Raw genomic sequence first — 19,411 nt, 5'->3', positions numbered from 1 at the left:
CATGTCTGTTCCGGTTTCTCCGTAGTCGCCATGTCTGCACACTCCTCCTGGCGTGAAATTCTGATCGACGGTGCCCTCGCCGCGCACCACGGCGCCGATCTGCTATTCGGCACGGCAGGCATCCGCGCGCTGGAAGCTGCCGCCTACCGTTCGCTCGAACCTTTTACCTTGATGGCCCGCGCCGGCGAGGCTGCTGCGGATTGGCTGCAGACGCGCGCGCCACATGGGCACCTGCTGTTCGTCGCTGGCCCCGGCAATAACGGTGGAGACGCCCTCGTCGCCGCAACCGTGCTGCATCTGGCCGGCCGCGCCGTCACCGTATGGCTCGCCGCCGACCCGGCCAAGCTGCCCGACGATGCCCGTCGCGCCTGGACTGAGGCCAGCGCTGCGAATGTCCCCATGGAAGTCCTGCATACCCCCGCCTCGGTGCCGCCTGCGGCCACCGCCATCGTCGATGGGCTATTCGGCATCGGGCTCGCGCGGCCATTGACTGGGTTGCATGCGGCATTGGTCGACACGCTCAACGCCAGCGGCTTGCCGGTGTATGCGCTTGACATCCCTTCGGGGCTGAACGGCGACACCGGCCAGCCACCCGCGCCGGAGTCGCCCGTGATCCAGGCGCGCGCCACGATCACGTTTCTTGCCTTGAAGCCCGGCTTGCTGACCGGCAACGGACGCGATGCTGCGGGCGATATCGCGTTGGCTGACTTGCAGGCCGCGCAGCCTGCGTACGATGGCGTGATCGAGGCAGATGCGCTTATCAATACACCGGCCCGCTGGCTCGGGCACGTGCCGCGCCGGCGCCATAACGGACACAAGGGCACCTACGGCAGCGTGGCGGTCATCGGCGGCGCGCCGGGCATGGTGGGGGCGCCGCTGCTGTCGGCGCGCGGGGCGCTGTACCTGGGTGCGGGCAAGGTGCACGTGGTGTCGCTTGCCGCCGATACGCCACGCGTCGATGCCGTTCAGCCCGAACTGATGCTGCACACGTGGGGCGCGCTCAACGCTGGCGACATGCAAGCGCTGGCGGTCGGCCCCGGCATGGGCACCGGCCAGGAGTCGGAAGCCGCGCTCGAGCATCTGCTGGATCGCATGCTGTCGAGCCGCACGCCCGCCGTGTTCGACGCCGATGCGCTCAACCTCTTTGCGAAGGTGCCCGCGCTGCTTGCGCGCCTCACTCAGTTGGCGGGCAGCGGCGTGCCGTTCGTGCTGACGCCGCATCCACTGGAAGCCGCGCGTCTGCTGCACATCGATGCGCGCAACGTACAGCACGATCGGCTGGCCGCAGCCAAGGCGCTCGTCAACCGGACCGGTGCGGTCGTGGTGCTCAAGGGCTCGGGCACGATCATCGCGGCGCCCGGCATGCCCCCCGCCATCAACCCCACCGGTAACGGTGGGCTCGCCACCGGCGGCACCGGCGATGTACTGACCGGCATGATCGGTGCGCTGCTTGCGCAAAGCATGCCGCCGCGGGAAGCCGCACTGGCCGCCGTGTGGCTGCACGGCCGCGCGGCAGACAACCTCGTCCAGATGGGTGAAGGCCCCATCGGCCTGCATGCCGGGGAACTGTGCGCGCCCGCGCGGCGCGCACTCAATGCGTTGCTCGCGTCAGAAACTCGCCGATAGAAAACCGCCATATCGCGCCGTTATACTGCGCATTCGTTTTCCTACGTCGACTCATCCCCCATCACGCCGTATGCCCATCGCCCTCCCCGCCTGGCAGTCCCTGACGCAACATGCAGAATCGATTCGCTCGGCGCATATGCGCGATTGGTTTGCCGCGCCGGACGCCGAGGAGCGGGTGCGCGCCTTCACGCTGGAAGCCGCAGGCCTGACGGTCGACTACTCGAAAAACCGCATCACCCCCGAGACGTTGGCTCTGCTGTTGCAACTGGCCGATGAAGCCGGCGTACTCGCGCTGCGCGACGCCATGCTGCGCGGCGACCGCATCAACAACACCGAGCACCGCTCCGTCCTGCACACGGCCCTGCGCGGCCATGCAGAAGACGACTTCCGCGCCGACGGCGAACCGGTCATGCCGGAGGTCTTGCGCGTGCGCGCCCAAATGCGCGACTTCGCCAACCGCGTGCATAGCGGTGCCTGGACCGGCCACTCCGGTCAGCGCATCACGGATGTGGTGAACATCGGCATTGGCGGCTCGGATCTCGGCCCGCGCATGGTGTGCCGTGCGCTGGAACACCTGGCAGTGCCGCAGGTGCGCGTGCATTTTGTCTCCAACGTCGACGGCACGGACCTGGCCGAAACGCTCGACCACCTGAATCCGGACACCACCCTCGCCATCGTCTGCTCCAAGACGTTCACCACGCTGGAAACGATGGCCAACGCGCACAGCATGCGCCGCTGGTTTGTCGAGCATGGCGTGGCGGAAGCGCAGCTCAAGCAGCACTTCGTCGCTGTCTCCACCAACCGTGAGGCCGTTGTCCAGTTCGGCATCGATCCGGACAACATGTTCACGTTCTGGGATTGGGTTGGCGGGCGCTTCTCGCTGTGGTCGGCCGTGGGGCTGTCGATCGTGCTGGCGATCGGGCCGCAGCAGTTTGAAGCGATGCTGGATGGCGCGCGCGCAATGGACCGCCACTTCGCCACAGCCGCGCCGCGCGAGAACCTGCCGCTCATTCTCGGGATGCTGTCGGTCTGGTATCGCGGCTTCTTCGACGCGGCAAGCGCCTGCACCGTGCCGTACTGCGCGCCGCTGGAACTGCTGACGGATTTCATGCAGCAACTGGAGATGGAGAGCAATGGCAAATCCGTCCAGCGCACCGGCGCCACCATCGATACCGACACCGGCCCCATCGTCTGGGGCACGGCCGGCACCAATGGCCAGCACGCGTATTTCCAGTTGATCCACCAAGGCTCGCAGATTGTGCCGGTGGATTTCATCACCACGCTGGAGCCCGTGCGTAGCCTGCCCGGCCATCACGCCAAGCTGCTCGCCAACTGCTTTGCGCAGGGCGAGGCACTGCTACTTGGCCGCACTGCAGATGAGGTGCGCGCGGGCGGCATCACCGACGAAGCGCTGGTGCCGCACATGGTGTTCGAGGGCAATCGCCCGAGCACGACCATCCTGATGGAGCGACTCGACGCCGCGTCATTCGGTGCACTGATCGCCTGCGCGGAACACCGCACCTTCGTGCAAGGCGCGGTGTGGAACATCAACTCGTTCGATCAGTGGGGCGTGGAGCTTGGCAAGAAGCTCGCCAAGCCGATCCAGGCCGAGCTGGAAGGCGCGCCCGCCTCTGTGGCGCACGATGCATCCACGGCGGCGCTGATCCGCCGCGCAAAGGCCGCGCTCTAGGTACTCAACGAGGCACTCAAAGTTCGGTGACGGTTTCGTCGCCGACCAGGTGCCCCGCTTCGATGGTCAGGATGCGGCTGCAACGCGCGGCAACGGATCGATCGTGCGTCACCAACACCAGCGTGGAGCCGGCACTCCGATTGAGTTCGAACATCAACGCGATGACCGCCTCGCCGGTGGCGGTGTCCAGACTGCCGGTCGGTTCATCGGCAAAGAGGATGTCGGGCTCGGTCACGAACGCCCGGGCCAACGCCACGCGCTGCTGCTCGCCGCCCGACAGCGTCTTCGGATAGTGCGACAGCCGCGCGCCCAAGCCGACGCGCTCCAGCAATGCCGTGGCACGGCGACGCATCTCGGCGGCACCAACATCGCCGCGCAGCTCCAGCGGCAACATCACGTTCTCGAGCGCCGTCAGATGTGGCAATAGCTGGAACGATTGGAATACGAAGCCGACATGGCTTCCGCGCACAGCGGCGCGGCCGTCCTCATCGAGCTTGAACAGATCATTCCCCAGCAACTTGACCGAGCCCGACGTCGGCAGATCCAGCCCAGCGAGCAACCCGAGCAGCGTGGACTTGCCCGACCCCGATGCGCCGACGATAGCCAGCGTCTCACCCGCTTCCACGCGGAAGGCAACATCGCTCAGAATAGGCAACTCGCCGGTGGCATCGCGCACGGTCTTGTGCAGCGAATCGACTTCAATCACCCAGGTAGCGGAAGACGACATGATTGGACAGGTAGGTAGGAAGAGGCGCTTCATCCAGGCACTGGCTGCAGCGGTCGGCTGCGCAGTGTTCGGCATGTCGATGGCACAGACAGCAGCACAGGCCGCGCCGGCATCGCATCGCGTGGTGGTGCTGGGCGACAGCTTGTCCGCGGGATATGGCCTCGCGCAGGGCACCGGCTGGGTCGCGCTGCTCGACAAGCGCCTCAAAGAACAGAAGCCCGATTATAGCGTTGCCAATGCTAGCATCAGCGGCGACACCACGGCCGGCGGGCGCTCGCGGCTGCCCGCAGTACTGGCGCGCGAGAAGCCTGCCGTCGTGATCCTGGAACTGGGCGCCAACGATGCGCTGCGCGGCCTGTCGCTGGCGTCGAGCGAGGCCAATCTGAAGGCCATGATTGAAGCTTCGCAAGCGGCGGGCGCGAAGGTGCTGCTGGTGGGCATGCGCATTCCGCCCAACTACGGGCCCGATTACAGCGAGCGCTTCTTCGCCATGTTCAGCAAGCTCGCGCAGCGGTACAAGCTGCCGCTGGTGCCCTTCCTGCTCGACGGGGTGGTGCAGCGCGCGGAGTGGTTTCAGGAAGACCGCATCCATCCGATCGCCCAGGCGCAGCCCACCATGCTGGATAACGTCTGGCCCAAGCTGGAACCTCTGCTGAAGGGCCGGGTCGGAGGTTGACGGCCCGCCCGCGCCAGCTTGCTCACTAGAAGCATCACGTATCAGCGCTGCGCTGGGTGTTGGAGCCGCATTTCACTCGGGGGACCATCATGAAGCTTCTGACAGGCGCACTGCGTGCAGCGCGCGACAACAAACGATTCCTGGTCGGCATGTCGTTGCTGTTCGCCTTCCGCGCCTGCATCGCCGATTGGTCCGTCGTGCCCAGCGGCTCGATGAACCCGACACTCATCGAGGGCGACTACATCCTGATGAATCGGCTGGCTTACGGCGTACGCATACCCGCCACCACCGTCTGGCTCAAACGCGGCAACGAGCCACGACGCGGGGATGTCGTCGTCTTCTCTTCTCCGGAAGACGGCACAAAACTGGTGAAACGCCTGATTGGCCTGCCCGGTGATGTGGTCGAAATGCGAGGCGAAGCGCTCTATCTCAACCACCGGCGCATCGCCTATACGCCTTTGCCGGATGTCGCGCCTGGTGGGTTACCGCAAGCCACAGCCATGCTGCAGCATGAACTCTGGTCCGAAGCGTTGCCCGGCCGTAACCATCCTGTGATGGTCTTGCCTGAAGTGCGCGCGTTGCGCAGTTTCGGCCCGATCACCGTGCCACAGGACCACTACCTGATGCTCGGCGACAACCGCGACAACAGCCGGGATTCGCGCTACTTCGGCCTCGTCCCGCGCGCGAACCTCATCGCCCGCGCTTCGCATGTAGCGCTGTCGTTCGATCCGGACCGCTGGTACCTGCCGCGCATTGCGCGCATCGGCAAGCCGCTGGACTGAGCGAAAGCCAGCACCAAAAAAGAAGCCCCCTCACAGCGAGGGGGCTTTTTCGTCAGGCTAACTACGGCGCGTCGAGATCAGTCTTCTGCCGTATTGGCAGGCTTGGCACTGTCGATCACGCTGCTGTTGACCTTCACCTTCGAGCGCGCCTTCAGGGCGTCGTAGTAGGCATTGAAATCCGCTTGGCCGGCAGCTTGCGACAGTTGCTGCGCATCGGCTGCGCGGCGGGCTTGATCCACATTGGCCGGCGGCAGCACCTTGTTGATGCGATACAGCGCATAACCCTGCGCACCCAGGTCCACACCGATGGTGGTCGGCAGCTTGCTTGCATCGGCACGCAGGATCGCCGTCAGCGCAGCAGGCTGCGTGCCCTGCGCCTGTTGGCGCGAAACCGTCTGTGCCGCACTGAAGCCATCTGCGCTATTGCTCTGCTTCACGGCAGCCAGCTTCTCTTCGCCAGCCTTCTTCGCCAGCGCAGCCGACTGCTCGGCGATCACCTTCGCCTTCACCTGCTCGCGCACATCGGCCAGCTTCTTGACTGTGGCGGGACGGTACTCCGCCGCGCGCGCGGCCACCAGCGTGGTCGGGCCAACCTGGATCGCCGCCGTGTTGCGGTGCTTCTTGATCACGTCGTCGGCAAACAGCGCCTTGAGCACCTTGTCGTTGCCAATCGGGCTGTTGGCCAGCGCGGGAGTCGGCGTGCGCGTCACGTTGTCAACGGTCTGGATTTGCAGCTTGAGCTTGTCGGCCACCGGCTTCAGGCTGTCAGACTGATCTTCCACCGTGTTGGAAAACGCATCCGCCAGTTCCGAATACTTCTTGTTGGCCAATTGCGTACGCACTTCGCGCTCAAGCTCCGGCTTGACGGCTTCCAGCGGCTGCACACCGCCGCCCTTCACTTCTTCCAGCTTGATGATGTGGAAGCCGAAATCGCTTTCGACCACATCGCTGATGTCGCCCGGTTGCTTGAGTGCAAACAGTGCGTTTTCGAACGGCGGCACAGTCGCGCCCTTGCTCAGGAAGCCGAGCTCACCACCCTGCGCGGCCGAACCCGGATCACCCGAGTACTTCTTCGCCAGATCAGCAAAGCTCGCAGGGTTCTTGCGCACTTCAGCCAGCACTTCCGCGGCCTTTTTCTTGGCGGCATCCTTATCGGCCGGCTTGGCATTGTCCGGCAGCTTGATCAGGATGTGTGCAGCACGGCGTTGCTCGTCCAGCTTGAAGCGGGCAGCGTTCTGGTCGTAGTACTCCTTGATCTGCTCGGGCGTGACCGGAATCTGCTTCATCATGTCTTCGCCCGAAAACACGACGTACTCGGCCTTGACCTGTTCCGGCACCGTGAATTCCTGCTGGTGCGCGTCGTAGTAAGCCTGGATAGCCTTGTCGTCGACGTTGACCTTGGCGGCGTAGTCAGCGGGCTTGAACAGCAGCGCCTGCACTTCGCGCTGCTGGTCACGCGCCTGAATCAGACGATCCACCAGGGACTTCGGCACGAAAGCCGTCGAGGCGATGGATTGCGGAATCTGCTGCTGGGCCAGCTCGAAACGCAGATTGCCCTCCAACTGCTCGGGGGTCATGTTTTGCGCGGCCAGCAGTTGCACATAGGCTTGCTGGTCAAACGAGCCATCCGGCTTGCGCAGCGCTGCCACGGCCGGAATCTCCAGAATGGTGTCGCGAACCTTGTCGTTCGAGACGCTCAGATTTGCGCGCGCAACTTCATTGGCCAGTACACGCTGTTTGATGATGCCGTCCAGCACGTCACGGCGCAGCTGCGGACCTTCAAACTGGCGCGGATCATATTGCGCGCCCAGCATCTGACGCAGACGCTCGGTCTGCTCACGCACGCGATTGTCGACCTCGGTGGTGGTGATGACCTTGCCGTCGACCTTGGCCGCGTCGTGCGAGCTGTCCATGAAGCTCGAATAACTTTGCACACCAAAGAACACGAACGACGGGAACACCAGAATCAGCAGCACCAGAAACATCAAGCGCCGATGCGTACGTACGAAATCAAGCATGCTGAACGGAGTGAGGATGAGATGGAAAATCCGCTGATTCTATCAGGGCTGGCGATCACCCCGGTCAATCGACCGCGTGATTCATTTCGTGCCGGCGATCCAGGACGTATTGCCGCAGCGCGTCCAGCGCATCACGCAACGTCGCCGCCAGCACGGGATGGCGCGCAATACCAGACGCATCGAGCCTGCTGCCAAGCGCCGGCAGCGTGACTGAAGCCTCCGGCACAAGGTCCGCTGACATGACCGACAGCGTCTCTTTGAGCGCCGCATCGGCGTGCATGGCGCGCGGCGATGCATTTAGCACCGCCGTCGGCTTGTAGACGAAGGCCTCGCAGCCAACAACCCAATCCAACGCGTTCTTGATCACGCCTGTCACGCCATGCGCATATTCCGGGCTGGCAATCAACACGGCGTCTACTGCGACGAGTTGCTCTCGAAACGCCTGCACCGGGGGCGGGAGCGGATATTCGGTATCGGGATTGAACAGCGGAAATTCGCCGAGGCGCGCGAACGGCATGACGGCGATTCCGGCAGGTGCCACTGCAGCGGCAGCCGTCAGCACGGCGGTATTGACCGACGCGGCACGCAGGCTGCCAGAAATGGCCAACACTCTGATGGTTTGCATTGCCTCGCCCTAACGGGTGCCTCCGAAAAGCGCACGCCGTATCAGCCGCAGAAAAGACAAAGGCCCGAACAAATCGGGCCTTTGCAGTGTTTTGGCGGAGCGGACGGGACTCGAACCCGCGACCCCCGGCGTGACAGGCCGGTATTCTAACCGACTGAACTACCGCTCCAGATTGGATCGGACCACCCGACGCAGGAGCGGCAATACGAACGATGGTGGGTGCTGAGAGGCTCGAACTCCCGACCCGCGCCTTGTAAGGGCGCTGCTCTACCAACTGAGCTAAGCACCCGTTCGTACTGCCGGCGTGAGCCGGACTGTCCGGCGCTTGCGATTCGTTGTCACCCGAATCGTGAGCACCAAAGCCCGCTAGTTTAGCGCATCTTTTAGCGCTTTGCCAGGTTTGAATTTCGCAACCTTGCCACCTTCGATGGTGATGGTCGCTCCGGTGCGTGGATTGCGGCCGTTACGCGACGATCGCTTCCCCACCAGGAACGTGCCGAAGCCGACCAGCGTGACCGACCCGCCATCGCACAGCGCGTCTTTGATGCCGTCGATCAGCGCGTCGATTGCGCGCCCGGCTGCGGCTTTGGACATGTCTGTCTGCGCCGCTACATGGTCGATGAGATCTGTCTTGTTCATCGTGCCACCTCCCCGAACACCCGCTTAGTGTGGATTCATTAAAGTGGCCGCCTATCGACGTGTCAAGGCGAAGAACCGACTACACCTCGCCGCCTATGGCGCAATGAAAAAGGGCCCGAACACTGTCGGGCCCTTCTTCAACCTAAGCAGGCTGCGGCATCAATGATGCACCATCTCCTGCGACTTCCCGTCATCCGTTTTCGCGGCTTCGGGTGCCGGCTTGGCTTCCTCTTCCGGCAGGGGCTCGGGCTTGCGCACCAGCGCGAGTTCCAGCACCTTGTCGATCCAGCGCACCGGCTGAATTTCGATGCTGTTCTTCACGTTGTCCGGAATGTCCGCCAAGTCCTTGACGTTCTCTTCCGGAATCAGCGCCAGCTTGATGCCACCACGGTGAGCAGCCAACAGCTTTTCCTTCAGACCACCGATCGGCAGCACTTCGCCGCGCAGCGTGATTTCGCCAGTCATCGCCACGTCGGCACGCACCGGAATACCGGTCAGCACCGACACCAGCGCCGTCGTCATCGCGATACCTGCCGATGGGCCGTCCTTGGGCGTCGCGCCTTCGGGCACGTGGATGTGGATGTCGCGCTTCTCGAACATCTCATCCTTGATACCCAGACGCGCCGACCGCGAACGCACCACCGAACGCGCAGCCTCGACCGATTCCTTCATCACGTCGCCCAGCGAACCGGTGCGGGTAATGTTGCCCTTGCCCGGCATCACCGCGGCTTCGATGGTCAGCAGATCGCCGCCCACTTCCGTCCACGCCAGACCGGTCACCTGGCCCACCTGGTCTTCCTTGCCGGCCAGACCAAAGTCGAAACGACGCACGCCCAGGAATTTGTCCAGGTTGTCCGAATCCACCTTCACGGACGTGCCGGCTTCCTTCTTCAACAGCAATTGCTTGACGACCTTGCGGCAGATCTTCGAGACCTCGCGCTCCAGCGAACGCACACCGGCTTCGCGCGTGTAGTAGCGGATGATGTCGCGCAGCGCGGCTTCGGTCACCTCGATCTCGCCTTCCTTCAGACCGTTGCTCTTGATCTGCTTAGGCAGCAAGTAGCGGCGGGCGATGTTGACCTTTTCGTCTTCGGTGTAGCCCGACAGGCGGATCACTTCCATCCGATCCAGCAGCGGCGCCGGAATGTTCAGCGAGTTCGACGTCGCCACGAACATCACGTCCGACAGGTCGAAGTCCACTTCGATGTAGTGGTCCTGGAACGTGTGGTTCTGTTCCGGGTCCAGCACTTCGAGCAGCGCCGACGACGGATCGCCGCGGAAGTCCGCGCCCATCTTGTCGATTTCGTCGAGCAGGAACAGCGGGTTACGCACGCCGACCTTGGTCAGGCTCTGCAGGATCTTGCCCGGCATCGACCCGATGTAGGTACGGCGGTGACCGCGGATCTCCGCCTCGTCACGCACACCACCCAGCGCCATGCGCACGAACTTGCGGTTCGTCGCACGGGCCACGGACTGCCCGAGCGAAGTCTTACCCACACCCGGCGGCCCCACGAGGCACAGAATCGGCGCCTTCAGCTTGTCGACACGCTGTTGCACCGCGAGGTACTCGAGAATGCGTTCCTTCACCTTCTCCAGACCATAGTGGTCCTGATCCAGCACCTGCTCGGCGTTCGACAGGTCATTGTTGACCTTGCTCTTCTTGCGCCACGGCAGCCCGACCAGCGTGTCGATGTAGTTGCGCACGACCGTTGCCTCGGCCGACATCGGCGACATCAGCTTGAGCTTCTTGAACTCGGAGTCGGCCTTCTTCTTGGCCTCCTTCGGCATGCGGGCGGCCTTGATCTTCTTGTCCAGCTCTTCAAGATCAGCGCCTTCTTCGCCCTCACCCAGTTCCTTCTGGATGGCCTTGACCTGCTCGTTCAGGTAGTACTCGCGCTGGCTCTTCTCCATCTGGCGCTTGACGCGGCCGCGGATGCGCTTTTCCACCTGCAGGATGTCGATCTCACCTTCAAGTTGCGACAGCAAGCTCTCCAGACGTTCGGTCACGTTGAACATCTCGAGAATCTTCTGCTTCTGCTCGAGCTTGATCGGCAGATGCGCGGCGATGGTGTCAGCCAGGCGACCCGGCTCGTCGATACCCGACAGCGAGGTCAGGATTTCCGGCGGGATCTTCTTGTTCAGCTTCACGTACTGATCGAACTGCGACACGATGGCGCGACGCAGCGCCTCGGTCTCGGCCGACTCAGTCGGTTCCGGGCCGACGGGCACCGCTTCGCAGAAGAAGTGCGATTCGTCGTCGGTCACGGTCAGGATATTGGCGCGTTGCGTGCCCTCGACCAGCACCTTCACAGTGCCGTCCGGCAGCTTCAGCATCTGCAGGATGTTGGCGATACAACCGACCTCGTAGAGGTCCTTGTCGGTCGGCTCATCCTTGGCGGCGGTCTTTTGGGCCACCAGCATGATGCTCTTGCCCGCCTCCATCGCGGCTTCCAGCGCCTTGATGGACTTGGGGCGCCCCACGAACAGCGGAATCACCATATGCGGAAACACCACCACGTCACGCAGCGGCAACAGCGGCAGGCGAATCTGCTCAGCGGGTAAAAGTTGGGTTCCGGACATTATTTTCCCCAGAAAGTCATGTAAGGGCTAAATTGGGCGCAGCGACGGTTTTACAAGACCGCTGCTGCAAGTCGCATGCCGGCCCGGTTTCCCGAAGCAAAAAAGCCGCTCGCGTGCGAACGGCTTCCTGCTTGGGATGCTTACGGCACATCCCGGCCGGGCATTCGCATCAGAACCTGTGCACAGTCACAACCAACGGCTGGACCGTGAATGGCTCTCAGTTGGAACCTGCAACTTTGGGCTGCTCTTCGTAAATCAGCAAGGGCTTGCCGTCGCCAGCGATCGTGCTTTCATCGATCACCACCTTCTGCACACCCTTGTGGTTGGGGAGGTCATACATCACATCCATGAGCGCGTGCTCGACGATGGAACGCAAACCGCGCGCGCCCGTCTTGCGCTTGATTGCCTTGCGGGCAATCGCCGTCAGCGCGCTGGGACGAATTTCCAACTCCACCCCTTCCATTGCCAGCAGTTTCTGATACTGCTTGACGATCGCATTCTTCGGTTCGACCAGAATTTCCATCAGGGCCGCTTCGTCCAGCTTGGCCAACGTCGCCACCACAGGCAGACGGCCGATCAGCTCGGGAATCAGGCCAAACTTGATGAGGTCTTCCGGCTCCACCTCAAGCAGCACTTCGCTGACCTCGCGCTCTTCCTTGCTCTGCACTTCCGCGCCGAAACCGATCCCGGTCTTGTCGGAACGCTGCACGATGATCTTCTCCAGACCATCGAACGCACCGCCGCAAATGAACAGGATGTTAGTGGTATCGACCTGCAGGAAGTCTTGGTTCGGATGCTTGCGACCACCTTGGGGTGGCACGGAGGCCATCGTCCCCTCAACCAGTTTGAGCAGCGCCTGCTGCACGCCTTCCCCAGAAACGTCTCGGGTAATGGAAGGGTTGTCAGACTTGCGCGAAATCTTGTCGATTTCATCGATGTAGACGATGCCGCGCTGGGCCTTGTCCACCTCGTAATTGCAGTTCTGCAGCAGCTTCTGGATGATGTTTTCGACGTCTTCGCCCACGTAGCCGGCTTCAGTCAGCGTGGTCGCATCGGCGATGACGAACGGCACATTCAGCAGACGTGCCAGCGTTTGCGCAAGGAGCGTTTTACCCGAGCCCGTGGGGCCGATGAGCAGGATGTTGCTCTTGGACAGCTCGACATCATCCTTCTTGCCGAGGTGCTTCAAGCGCTTGTAATGGTTGTAGACCGCGACCGCCAGGATCTTCTTGGCCTGCTCCTGACCAATCACATATTGGTCGAGGCTTTGGCGGATCTCATGCGGGGTGGGAAGGTCGGACTTGACGGCCAGACCACCTTCCTTCTCGGAGATGGCTGCTTCGTCCCGGATGATCTCGTTGCACAGGTCGATGCATTCATCGCAGATGAAGACCGAGGGGCCGGCAATCAGTTTCTTGACCTCATGCTGGCTCTTGCCGCAGAACGAGCAATACAGCAGCTTTTCGCCAGTCGAGCCTTTCTTGTCCGCCATAACGATTACCAGTAGTTCTTGGCAGCATCATACGCCAAATTATCTGGCGACGATCCGCTGGTGTTGTACAAAGCAAAAACGAGGCGCGAAGCCTCGTTTTTGACACCGCTTGACATGCTTTGCGCGCTCAACCAGTGTGCCGCCGAGGTGCCTCGGAATGCACCGGCTATGGCGCACATCCGCGTTTTACCGCTTGCTGATGACCTGGTCGATCAGGCCGTATTCCTTGGCCTGTTCGCTGCTCATGAAGTTGTCGCGGTCCGTATCGCGGGCAATCTTGTCGACCGGCTGGCCAGTCGCCTCCGAGAGCACCGTGTTCAGGCGCTCGCGCAAGTACAGGATTTCGCGCGCCTGGATCTCGATGTCGGATGCCTGACCACGCGCACCACCCAGCGGCTGGTGGATCATGATCCGCGAATTCGGCAGCGCCAAGCGCTTGCCCTTCGCGCCAGCGGCCAGCAGGAACGCACCCATGCTGGCGGCCATGCCCATGCACAGCGTCGACACATCCGGCTTGATGAACTGCATCGTGTCGTACATCGCCAGACCCGACGACACCGAGCCGCCCGGCGAGTTGATGTACAGCGAGATGTCCTTGTCGGGGTTCTCGCTTTCCAGGAACAGCAGCTGTGCCACCACGAGGTTGGCAGTCTGGTCGTTGACCTCGCCCACCATGAAGATCACGCGCTCCTTGAGCAGGCGCGAGTAGATATCGTAGGCGCGCTCGCCGCGGCCAGACTGCTCGACCACCATCGGCACCAGACCGAGCCCCTGCGTTTCGAGCGCGGAAGCCTGGGTGCGGGCAAGTTGGTCGATCAGTTCATTGCGGATCATGCGGTTCTCCGGTGCTTATTTCGGAATCGATCGAATCAGCCTTGCGCCGGGGTGGCGGTCAGCTCTTCGAACGACACAGCCTTGTCAGTGACCTTGGCCTTGTCGCACACAAAATTTACCACGTTGTTTTCGAGCACGTAGGCTTCCATTTCGGCCAGGCGCTGTTGGTCACCGTAGTACCAGCGGATGACTTCCTTCGGATCTTCGTAGCTCTTGGCGAACTCTTCGATCTCGGCCTTGATCTGCTCCGGCTTGGCTTCCAGGTTGTTCGCCTTCACGACTTCAGCCAGCACCAGACCCAGTTTCACACGGCGCTCGGCTTGTTGCGTGAACATCTCGGCCGGGATCGGCATGTTCTTGGCGTTCGGCATGCCGCGCGATTCGAGGTCACGGCGGGCCATTTCGACCAGGCGCTCTTGATCTTGTTCGACCAGCGACTTCGGCACGTCCAGCTCTGCCACCTTCAGCAGCGCTTCCATGACTTGGTCCTTGAGCAGCGCGTGCGTGCGACGCTTGACTTCACGCTCGAGGTTTTCGCGGATGTCGGCGCGCATCTTGTCGAGGTTGCCGTCGGCGATACCCAGCGATTGCGCGAAGGCTTCGTTGACTTCCGGCAGGTGTGCCCACTCGACCTGCTTGAGCGTAACGGTAAATTCCGCGGTCTTACCGGCCACGTCCTTGCCGTGGTAGTCCTCGGGGAAAGCCAGCGGGAATTTCTTCGACTCGCCCTGCTTCAGGCCCAGCGTCGCTTGCTCGAATTCCGGCAGCATGCGGCCTTCGCCCAGCACGAAGCTGAAACCTTCAGCCTTGCCGCCAGCGAATTCCACGCCGTCGATCGTGCCAACGAAGTCGACCGTCACGCGGTCGCCGTTTTGTGCGACAGCTTCGCCACCGTCACCGTGGTCACCGGCTTCGCCGCGCGGGTGATAGTGCACACGTTGCTTGCGCAGGATGTCCAGCGTCTTGTCGATTTCAGCGTCGGTGATCTCGGTCTTGGTGCGGGTCAGTTCCGCGCCGGCCAGATCGCCCAGCTTGACTTCCGGATACACCTCGAAGGTGGCGTCGAATGCGACTTGGTCGTCAGCCACGCCTTCCGTCTTCAGCTCGAAGCGCGGTTGGCCGGCAACCTTCACGCCTTGCTCATTGGTGATGTCGAAGAACTGGCGAGCAGCCTTGTCGTAGCGGACTTCGAATTCAACTTGCTGGCCGTATTGCTTCTCGACCATCTTCATCGGGACCTTGCCCGGGCGGAAGCCGGACATCTTGACGGTCTTGGACAGACGCGCCAGACGGCTTTGCTTCTCTTGCTCCACTTCGGCCTTCGGGACAGCCAGGGTCACTTTGCGATCAAGCTTGCCGAGGTTTTCGATAGTCGACATGGTCGTAATTCCAGAATCAGATGAAAGTTGCGTCGAACGGCGCAGCGCCAGCAGCAGCCGTGGTTCAGTTCTTGGTCTTGCCGGGCTTGCAGGAATGCGATGCTGGGACCGCTTAGGTGGGACTTCAGCGGCACAACAACCGTATTCAGGCTGGCAAACGCAAAACGCATATTATGGCATGGAACGTTCGGCAGCCTTGATTTTTTGGGTCTGAACGCTCGGAAAACCCTTCAAACGGCGCGTTAATCCTGCGTATCCGCCGCCTCGCTTTCGGCGGGGGCGGCGCCCTCCGCTTGCGTGCGCCCATGCTGCAATGCGCGCAGGGCAAACCGGCCTGGATCAACCGCGGCCGCAAGATCACTCTCCAGTGGCAGCGGGCCCCCATCGATTTGCGCCGCTAGCACTTCCGCGCCAAGCACCGACCATGTAAGGCCGCGCGACCCATACGCAAGTGCGGCATACAGCCCGGCAAGGCGCGGAAGCTGCGCATGCGGCCCGCGTAGACGGAAACCCGGGGCCATGGCAGCCGCCTCATCTACCACTGGGCCGATCAGTGGCAGCCGGTTAGCAGAGACACAGCGCACACCGACGTAGCCCCGCAGTTGCGTAGGCTCGACCCGCGCAAGCGCGGAGGATTGCTGCGGTTGCAGCGCGGCGAGTCGTCGAAGGTTGGCCGCGTGATCGGCGGTGCGCTCGGTCAAACTGTATTCGCCTGGCTGGAAGGAGGACCCGGTGCGCACCGTTTGCGCGCCCTTCTCGGCCGGCAACAGATAACCATCACCGCAGACAACGGCTTTGGGCCACGCGGCGCCGGCTTCCAGACTGGTGACAGGCACATCGGTGAGCTGACCGCGCACCGGCTTGAGCGACGCCGATGCCAATGGCGCAAGACGTGCTGCGTCCAGGCTATTGGCGAGAACGACGACGGGCGCTTCAACAATTAACAGACCGTGAGCATCAAGCACTTGCCACAGGCCGTCTTGCTGCCGCAGCGATGCAACCAGCGTCTTCCAGCATGTGTGGATGGCGTGACCGGCCGCCGCAAGATTTGCACGGCAGACATCGGGCGGCGCCACCCAACCAGCTTGCGCGAACCACCAGCCACCCTGCGGGACGCTGGCGCCAACACGTTTGGCGGCTTGATCTGCATTGAGCCAATCGATGTAGTCGGTGGGGTAGCCGAGCGCTGCCACGATGCGCTGCTGCTCGAGGGCGTCTTCAGCGTGCTCGGCAAGTTGCAGCACGCCAGTGGGCTGGAAACCCGTGGTGAAGCCAGCGTGATCGAGCGCATCCCAATGGCGGCGTGCGAGCAGGTTCCCAGCGCGCGACAAGCGTGACAGCACGCTGTCATCGATGGACACGTGCGGATGCATGGCTGCTGCGCGATGCGCCGACGTACCGCGCGCCGGTCCATCATTTGCATCGATCAGCGTGATGCGCCAGCCGCGGGCCACGAGCCGTTCCGCGACGGAGCAGCCCGCAAGCCCGGCACCAATGACGATGGCATGACGCTCACTCCAGACGGGCGCTTCAGCGGGCCCGCGCCGTGTACGCCAGTGCGTTGGAAACTGGGCGAGGGTCATGTCGCGCTTGGTACCGAAACCGGGGGCCTTGCGCGTTTCGAAGCCGGCCTCCTGCAACCCGCGCCGCACGAAGCCCGCAGCGGTGTAAGTGGCCAACGTGGCGCCGGCGCGCGCCACACGCGCGAGCTGCTTGAAGACGCGCGGTTGCCAGAGATCAGGGTTCTTGGCGGGAGAAAAGCCGTCGAGATAGAACGCATCGGCCGCGCAGGAAAGCTGCGGCAGCATCTCCATCGCATCACCGAAGAACAACGTGAGCGTAACGCGGCCCCCATCAAATACGAGGCGATGCACACCGGGCACCGGCACAGGCCACGCCTGACGCAGCGCTTGCGCAAGCGGTGCAAGCACGCCGTCTTTCGGATGGACGACGGACAAGCCTGCGCGATCGAACGGGTGCTTCTCGATGGAAACGAAATCGAGCCGCGTGCAACGCTGCGGATCGTCGCGCCACGCCTGCCATGTCGCCAGAAAATTCAGGCCCTGGCCGAAGCCGGTCTCGACAATGGTGAATGCACTCTTGCCGTGCCACGCGCCGGGCAGACCATTGCCGCCGATAAAGACGTGCTGCGCCTGCGCCAGTCCGCCTTCGGTGCTGTGATAGACGTCGTCGTATTGCGCGGAGAACGGCGTGCCTTCAGACGTGAGTTGAGGCGTGGCGAGAACGAGGCCGCGTGGCATGAAACACCCTGGAAAGAAGCTGCGGATTGTACCGCCGCCCTCCTCGCCCGCGTTGACTTGGCGCAGGCCCATGCGGCTAGACGTCCGCGATCGGCAATGTGCCCATGAGCCGGCGGTACCACGCATGGAAATGCCGCATGCCGTCTTCGAGTGGCGACTGGTACGGACCGGTTTCCGACACGCCGCGCGCCATCAGTGCGCGGCGCCCCGCGTCCATGCGCTCGCCAATCTCGTCGTCTTCGATGCAGGTTTCCATGTAGGCAGCGCGTTGTGCTTCCACGAACTCGCGCTCGAACGCGGCGATCTCTTCCGGGTAGTAGAACTCGACCACGTTGACGGTGTCCTGCGGCCCCTTGGGGTACAGCGTGGAAAGCACCAGCACGTGCGGATACAGCTCGATCATGTGGGTGGGGAAATACGTGACCCAGATGGCGCCGAAGTCAGGCGATGTGCCGGCGCGGTAGTCGAGCAATCGGTCGTGCCATGCGCCATACACGTCGGAGCCAGGCTGGCTGAGCGCCTGATGAATGCCGACGCGCTGCATGCTGTACCAGTCGGCAAACTCCCATTCCAGGTTGTCGCACGTCACGAAATGGCCGAGGCCGGGATGGAACGGTGCGACGTGGTAATCCTCCAGGTAGACCTCGATGAAGGTCTTCCAGTTGTAGTTGCATTGGTGCACCTCCACGTGATCGAGCACGTAATCGCCAAAGTCGAACTCGGGCCGTGCGAACAGCGGCGCCATGTCGCGAGCAGGATCGCGCGGCCCTTCGAACAGCAAGCCATGACAGTTGCGCAGCGTGAAGCGCTGCAGGTTCTTGCAGGGTGTGCTGGCAAACTGCGGCGCGCCGATCAGCTCTCCGCGGTCTGTGTACGTCCAGCGGTGCAGCGGGCAGACGATGTTGCCGCCGGCTGCGCGCAGGTTGCCGGTGGCATGACCTGCGCCGGTAACGTTGCCAGCCTCACCGCCGAGGATGAGCGCCTGCCGGTGGCGACAGACGTTGGACATCAATTCCACGCCGCCAGCGTTGCGCACGAGCACGCGGCCGCCACCTTCGTGCACAAGGCGGCGCCAGTCTCCGGATTCGGGCACGGCTTTCTCGTTGCCGACGTAGCAGGCGGATTGCCTGAAGATGGTTTCCAGTTCGAGAGCGAACAAGTCGTCGTCAAAATACGCGGCGACGGGTAATTGGGTATGCGCTGGCATCACGTGGGCCAGGCGTCCGATATCGGTCATCGGGGCTCCAACATGGGTGACGGTCAGGCACGACGCAGGCTATGACGCCTCATCCAGCAAGCGGGCGATGCGTGCGTCGAGCGAGAGCTTTGGACAGGTGCTGCACTTCACCCCGTCGTGGCGACGGAAATGGTGGCAGCAGACCTTGCGGTCGAGCGCGAGTGCAGCCGTGCCGTCACGAGCGCGGTAAGCGAAGAAGCCGCAGCCGCCAGTAATGCCCAGGCGCGCGAGCCACGCTTCCCCCATGACCATCACCTCAGCATTGGACAACGACGTGTGCGGGCGCTCGGCCAGGAGCGCGCCAAGCACGCATTCCGCTTGCAGCCGATCGGCCGCGCGGTCATGGAGTGCCACCTTGGGCTTCAGCATCCGACGGACTGTCGCGCAGAACCCACGAAGCTCAACGGCAGCGGCGTCCATCCGTTCGGCGAAGAGGCCATCGATTGGCGCGTGTTCCCGCAAATGCAGGCCACTGGGGAAGCCGTCTCTGACCGGCTGCGACATACCCGCCAGTTGCGGCACCGGCGCCCCGAGGTGGACGGCGATCACGCAGAGATAGATCGGTTGCCAGATCGCCAAGCCCCAGCAGCGTAGCGCGAGGTAATGCGCGCCAGCTTCCGGATAAGCCCGCGCCCAGTGATCGCACAGGCGCTGCCATGCAGCGTCGTCGTCAAGTTGCAGCGCGTCGGCTGTAGCCGCCCCGCACCGCCCGCCACGCAGGCTGGGGATGACGCGCTCGACTGCCTCCCACACGCGGGTGAGATCGGGTGCGGACGAGGGGCGCCAGACGGGTGCCATGACGAAGCCCTGCCCGCTGGCTTCTTCGGAAAGGCCTCGCATGCCGT

At 63.0% G+C, this 19,411-nt stretch carries 15 protein-coding genes and 2 tRNA genes; 4 read left to right on the top strand and 13 right to left on the bottom strand.

The window, feature by feature from the left end; all coding sequences use genetic code 11:
• Positions 1 to 30: 30 nt before the first annotated feature.
• Positions 31 to 1,626 (top strand): NAD(P)H-hydrate dehydratase, encoded by a 1,596-nt coding sequence (locus ACN9M1_RS07140; protein ID WP_426398515.1) that lies wholly within the window; start codon positions 31 to 33, stop codon positions 1,624 to 1,626.
• 70 nt (positions 1,627 to 1,696) lie between these two features.
• Positions 1,697 to 3,316 carry a glucose-6-phosphate isomerase gene (gene pgi / locus ACN9M1_RS07135; protein ID WP_426398514.1) on the top strand — a complete coding sequence of 540 codons (1,620 nt, stop codon included), beginning with the start codon at positions 1,697 to 1,699 and terminating at the stop codon, positions 3,314 to 3,316.
• Between the two features lie 16 nt (positions 3,317 to 3,332).
• On the opposite strand, the gene ACN9M1_RS07130 is transcribed toward pgi, so the two are convergent.
• Positions 3,333 to 4,043: an ABC transporter ATP-binding protein gene (locus ACN9M1_RS07130; RefSeq protein WP_426398513.1), complete on the bottom strand. Its 711-nt coding sequence runs from the start codon at positions 4,041 to 4,043 to the stop codon at positions 3,333 to 3,335.
• Positions 4,044 to 4,116: 73 nt separating this feature from the next.
• Between ACN9M1_RS07130 and ACN9M1_RS07125 the strand changes: the two genes are divergently transcribed.
• Complete coding sequence (locus tag ACN9M1_RS07125; RefSeq protein ID WP_426398821.1) at positions 4,117 to 4,719, top strand: arylesterase; 603 nt, start codon at positions 4,117 to 4,119, stop codon at positions 4,717 to 4,719.
• 89 nt (positions 4,720 to 4,808) lie between these two features.
• A complete protein-coding gene (gene lepB / locus ACN9M1_RS07120; RefSeq protein WP_426398512.1) occupies positions 4,809 to 5,501 on the top strand; it encodes a signal peptidase I in 693 nt (230 codons plus the stop codon).
• Between the two features lie 77 nt (positions 5,502 to 5,578).
• Here lepB and ACN9M1_RS07115 read toward each other — a convergent pair whose 3' ends face one another.
• The 12 genes from ACN9M1_RS07115 to ACN9M1_RS07060 form a co-directional block, all read right to left on the bottom strand.
• Complete coding sequence (locus ACN9M1_RS07115; RefSeq protein WP_426398511.1) at positions 5,579 to 7,519, bottom strand: SurA N-terminal domain-containing protein; 1,941 nt, start codon at positions 7,517 to 7,519, stop codon at positions 5,579 to 5,581.
• Between the two features lie 64 nt (positions 7,520 to 7,583).
• Entirely contained in the window at positions 7,584 to 8,144 is a 561-nt protein-coding gene (locus tag ACN9M1_RS07110; RefSeq protein WP_426398510.1) for an NADPH-dependent FMN reductase, read from the bottom strand.
• A 92-nt stretch (positions 8,145 to 8,236) separates the two neighbouring features.
• Positions 8,237 to 8,313 (bottom strand) — tRNA-Asp (locus ACN9M1_RS07105).
• Positions 8,314 to 8,357: 44 nt separating this feature from the next.
• Positions 8,358 to 8,433: transfer RNA gene (locus ACN9M1_RS07100), tRNA-Val, on the bottom strand.
• Between the two features lie 77 nt (positions 8,434 to 8,510).
• Complete coding sequence (locus ACN9M1_RS07095) at positions 8,511 to 8,783, bottom strand: HU family DNA-binding protein (RefSeq protein WP_426398509.1); 273 nt, start codon at positions 8,781 to 8,783, stop codon at positions 8,511 to 8,513.
• A gap of 159 nt (positions 8,784 to 8,942) precedes the next feature.
• Positions 8,943 to 11,363: an endopeptidase La gene (lon, locus tag ACN9M1_RS07090; RefSeq protein ID WP_426398508.1), complete on the bottom strand. Its 2,421-nt coding sequence runs from the start codon at positions 11,361 to 11,363 to the stop codon at positions 8,943 to 8,945.
• Positions 11,364 to 11,580: 217 nt separating this feature from the next.
• A complete protein-coding gene (clpX, locus tag ACN9M1_RS07085; RefSeq protein ID WP_426398507.1) occupies positions 11,581 to 12,855 on the bottom strand; it encodes an ATP-dependent Clp protease ATP-binding subunit ClpX in 1,275 nt (424 codons plus the stop codon).
• A 186-nt stretch (positions 12,856 to 13,041) separates the two neighbouring features.
• Positions 13,042 to 13,689 carry an ATP-dependent Clp endopeptidase proteolytic subunit ClpP gene (clpP, locus tag ACN9M1_RS07080; RefSeq protein WP_021194574.1) on the bottom strand — a complete coding sequence of 216 codons (648 nt, stop codon included), beginning with the start codon at positions 13,687 to 13,689 and terminating at the stop codon, positions 13,042 to 13,044.
• Between the two features lie 35 nt (positions 13,690 to 13,724).
• Positions 13,725 to 15,068 carry a trigger factor gene (gene tig / locus ACN9M1_RS07075; protein ID WP_426398506.1) on the bottom strand — a complete coding sequence of 448 codons (1,344 nt, stop codon included), beginning with the start codon at positions 15,066 to 15,068 and terminating at the stop codon, positions 13,725 to 13,727.
• A 242-nt stretch (positions 15,069 to 15,310) separates the two neighbouring features.
• Complete coding sequence (gene mnmC, locus ACN9M1_RS07070) at positions 15,311 to 17,329, bottom strand: bifunctional tRNA (5-methylaminomethyl-2-thiouridine)(34)-methyltransferase MnmD/FAD-dependent 5-carboxymethylaminomethyl-2-thiouridine(34) oxidoreductase MnmC (protein WP_426398505.1); 2,019 nt, start codon at positions 17,327 to 17,329, stop codon at positions 15,311 to 15,313.
• Positions 17,330 to 17,405: 76 nt separating this feature from the next.
• Positions 17,406 to 18,566, bottom strand: a complete 1,161-nt coding sequence (locus tag ACN9M1_RS07065; protein ID WP_426398504.1) for an aromatic ring-hydroxylating oxygenase subunit alpha — start codon at positions 18,564 to 18,566, stop codon at positions 17,406 to 17,408.
• A 39-nt stretch (positions 18,567 to 18,605) separates the two neighbouring features.
• On the bottom strand, positions 18,606 to 19,406 hold the full coding sequence (locus tag ACN9M1_RS07060) for a siderophore ferric iron reductase (protein WP_426398503.1): 801 nt from the start codon (positions 19,404 to 19,406) through the stop codon (positions 18,606 to 18,608).
• Between the last annotated feature and the right edge of the window lie 5 nt (positions 19,407 to 19,411).

The organism is Ralstonia sp. R-29, from assembly GCF_049913345.1.
Lineage (GTDB): Bacteria > Pseudomonadota > Gammaproteobacteria > Burkholderiales > Burkholderiaceae > Ralstonia.
This window is presented reverse-complemented; position numbering and strand designations above follow the sequence as displayed.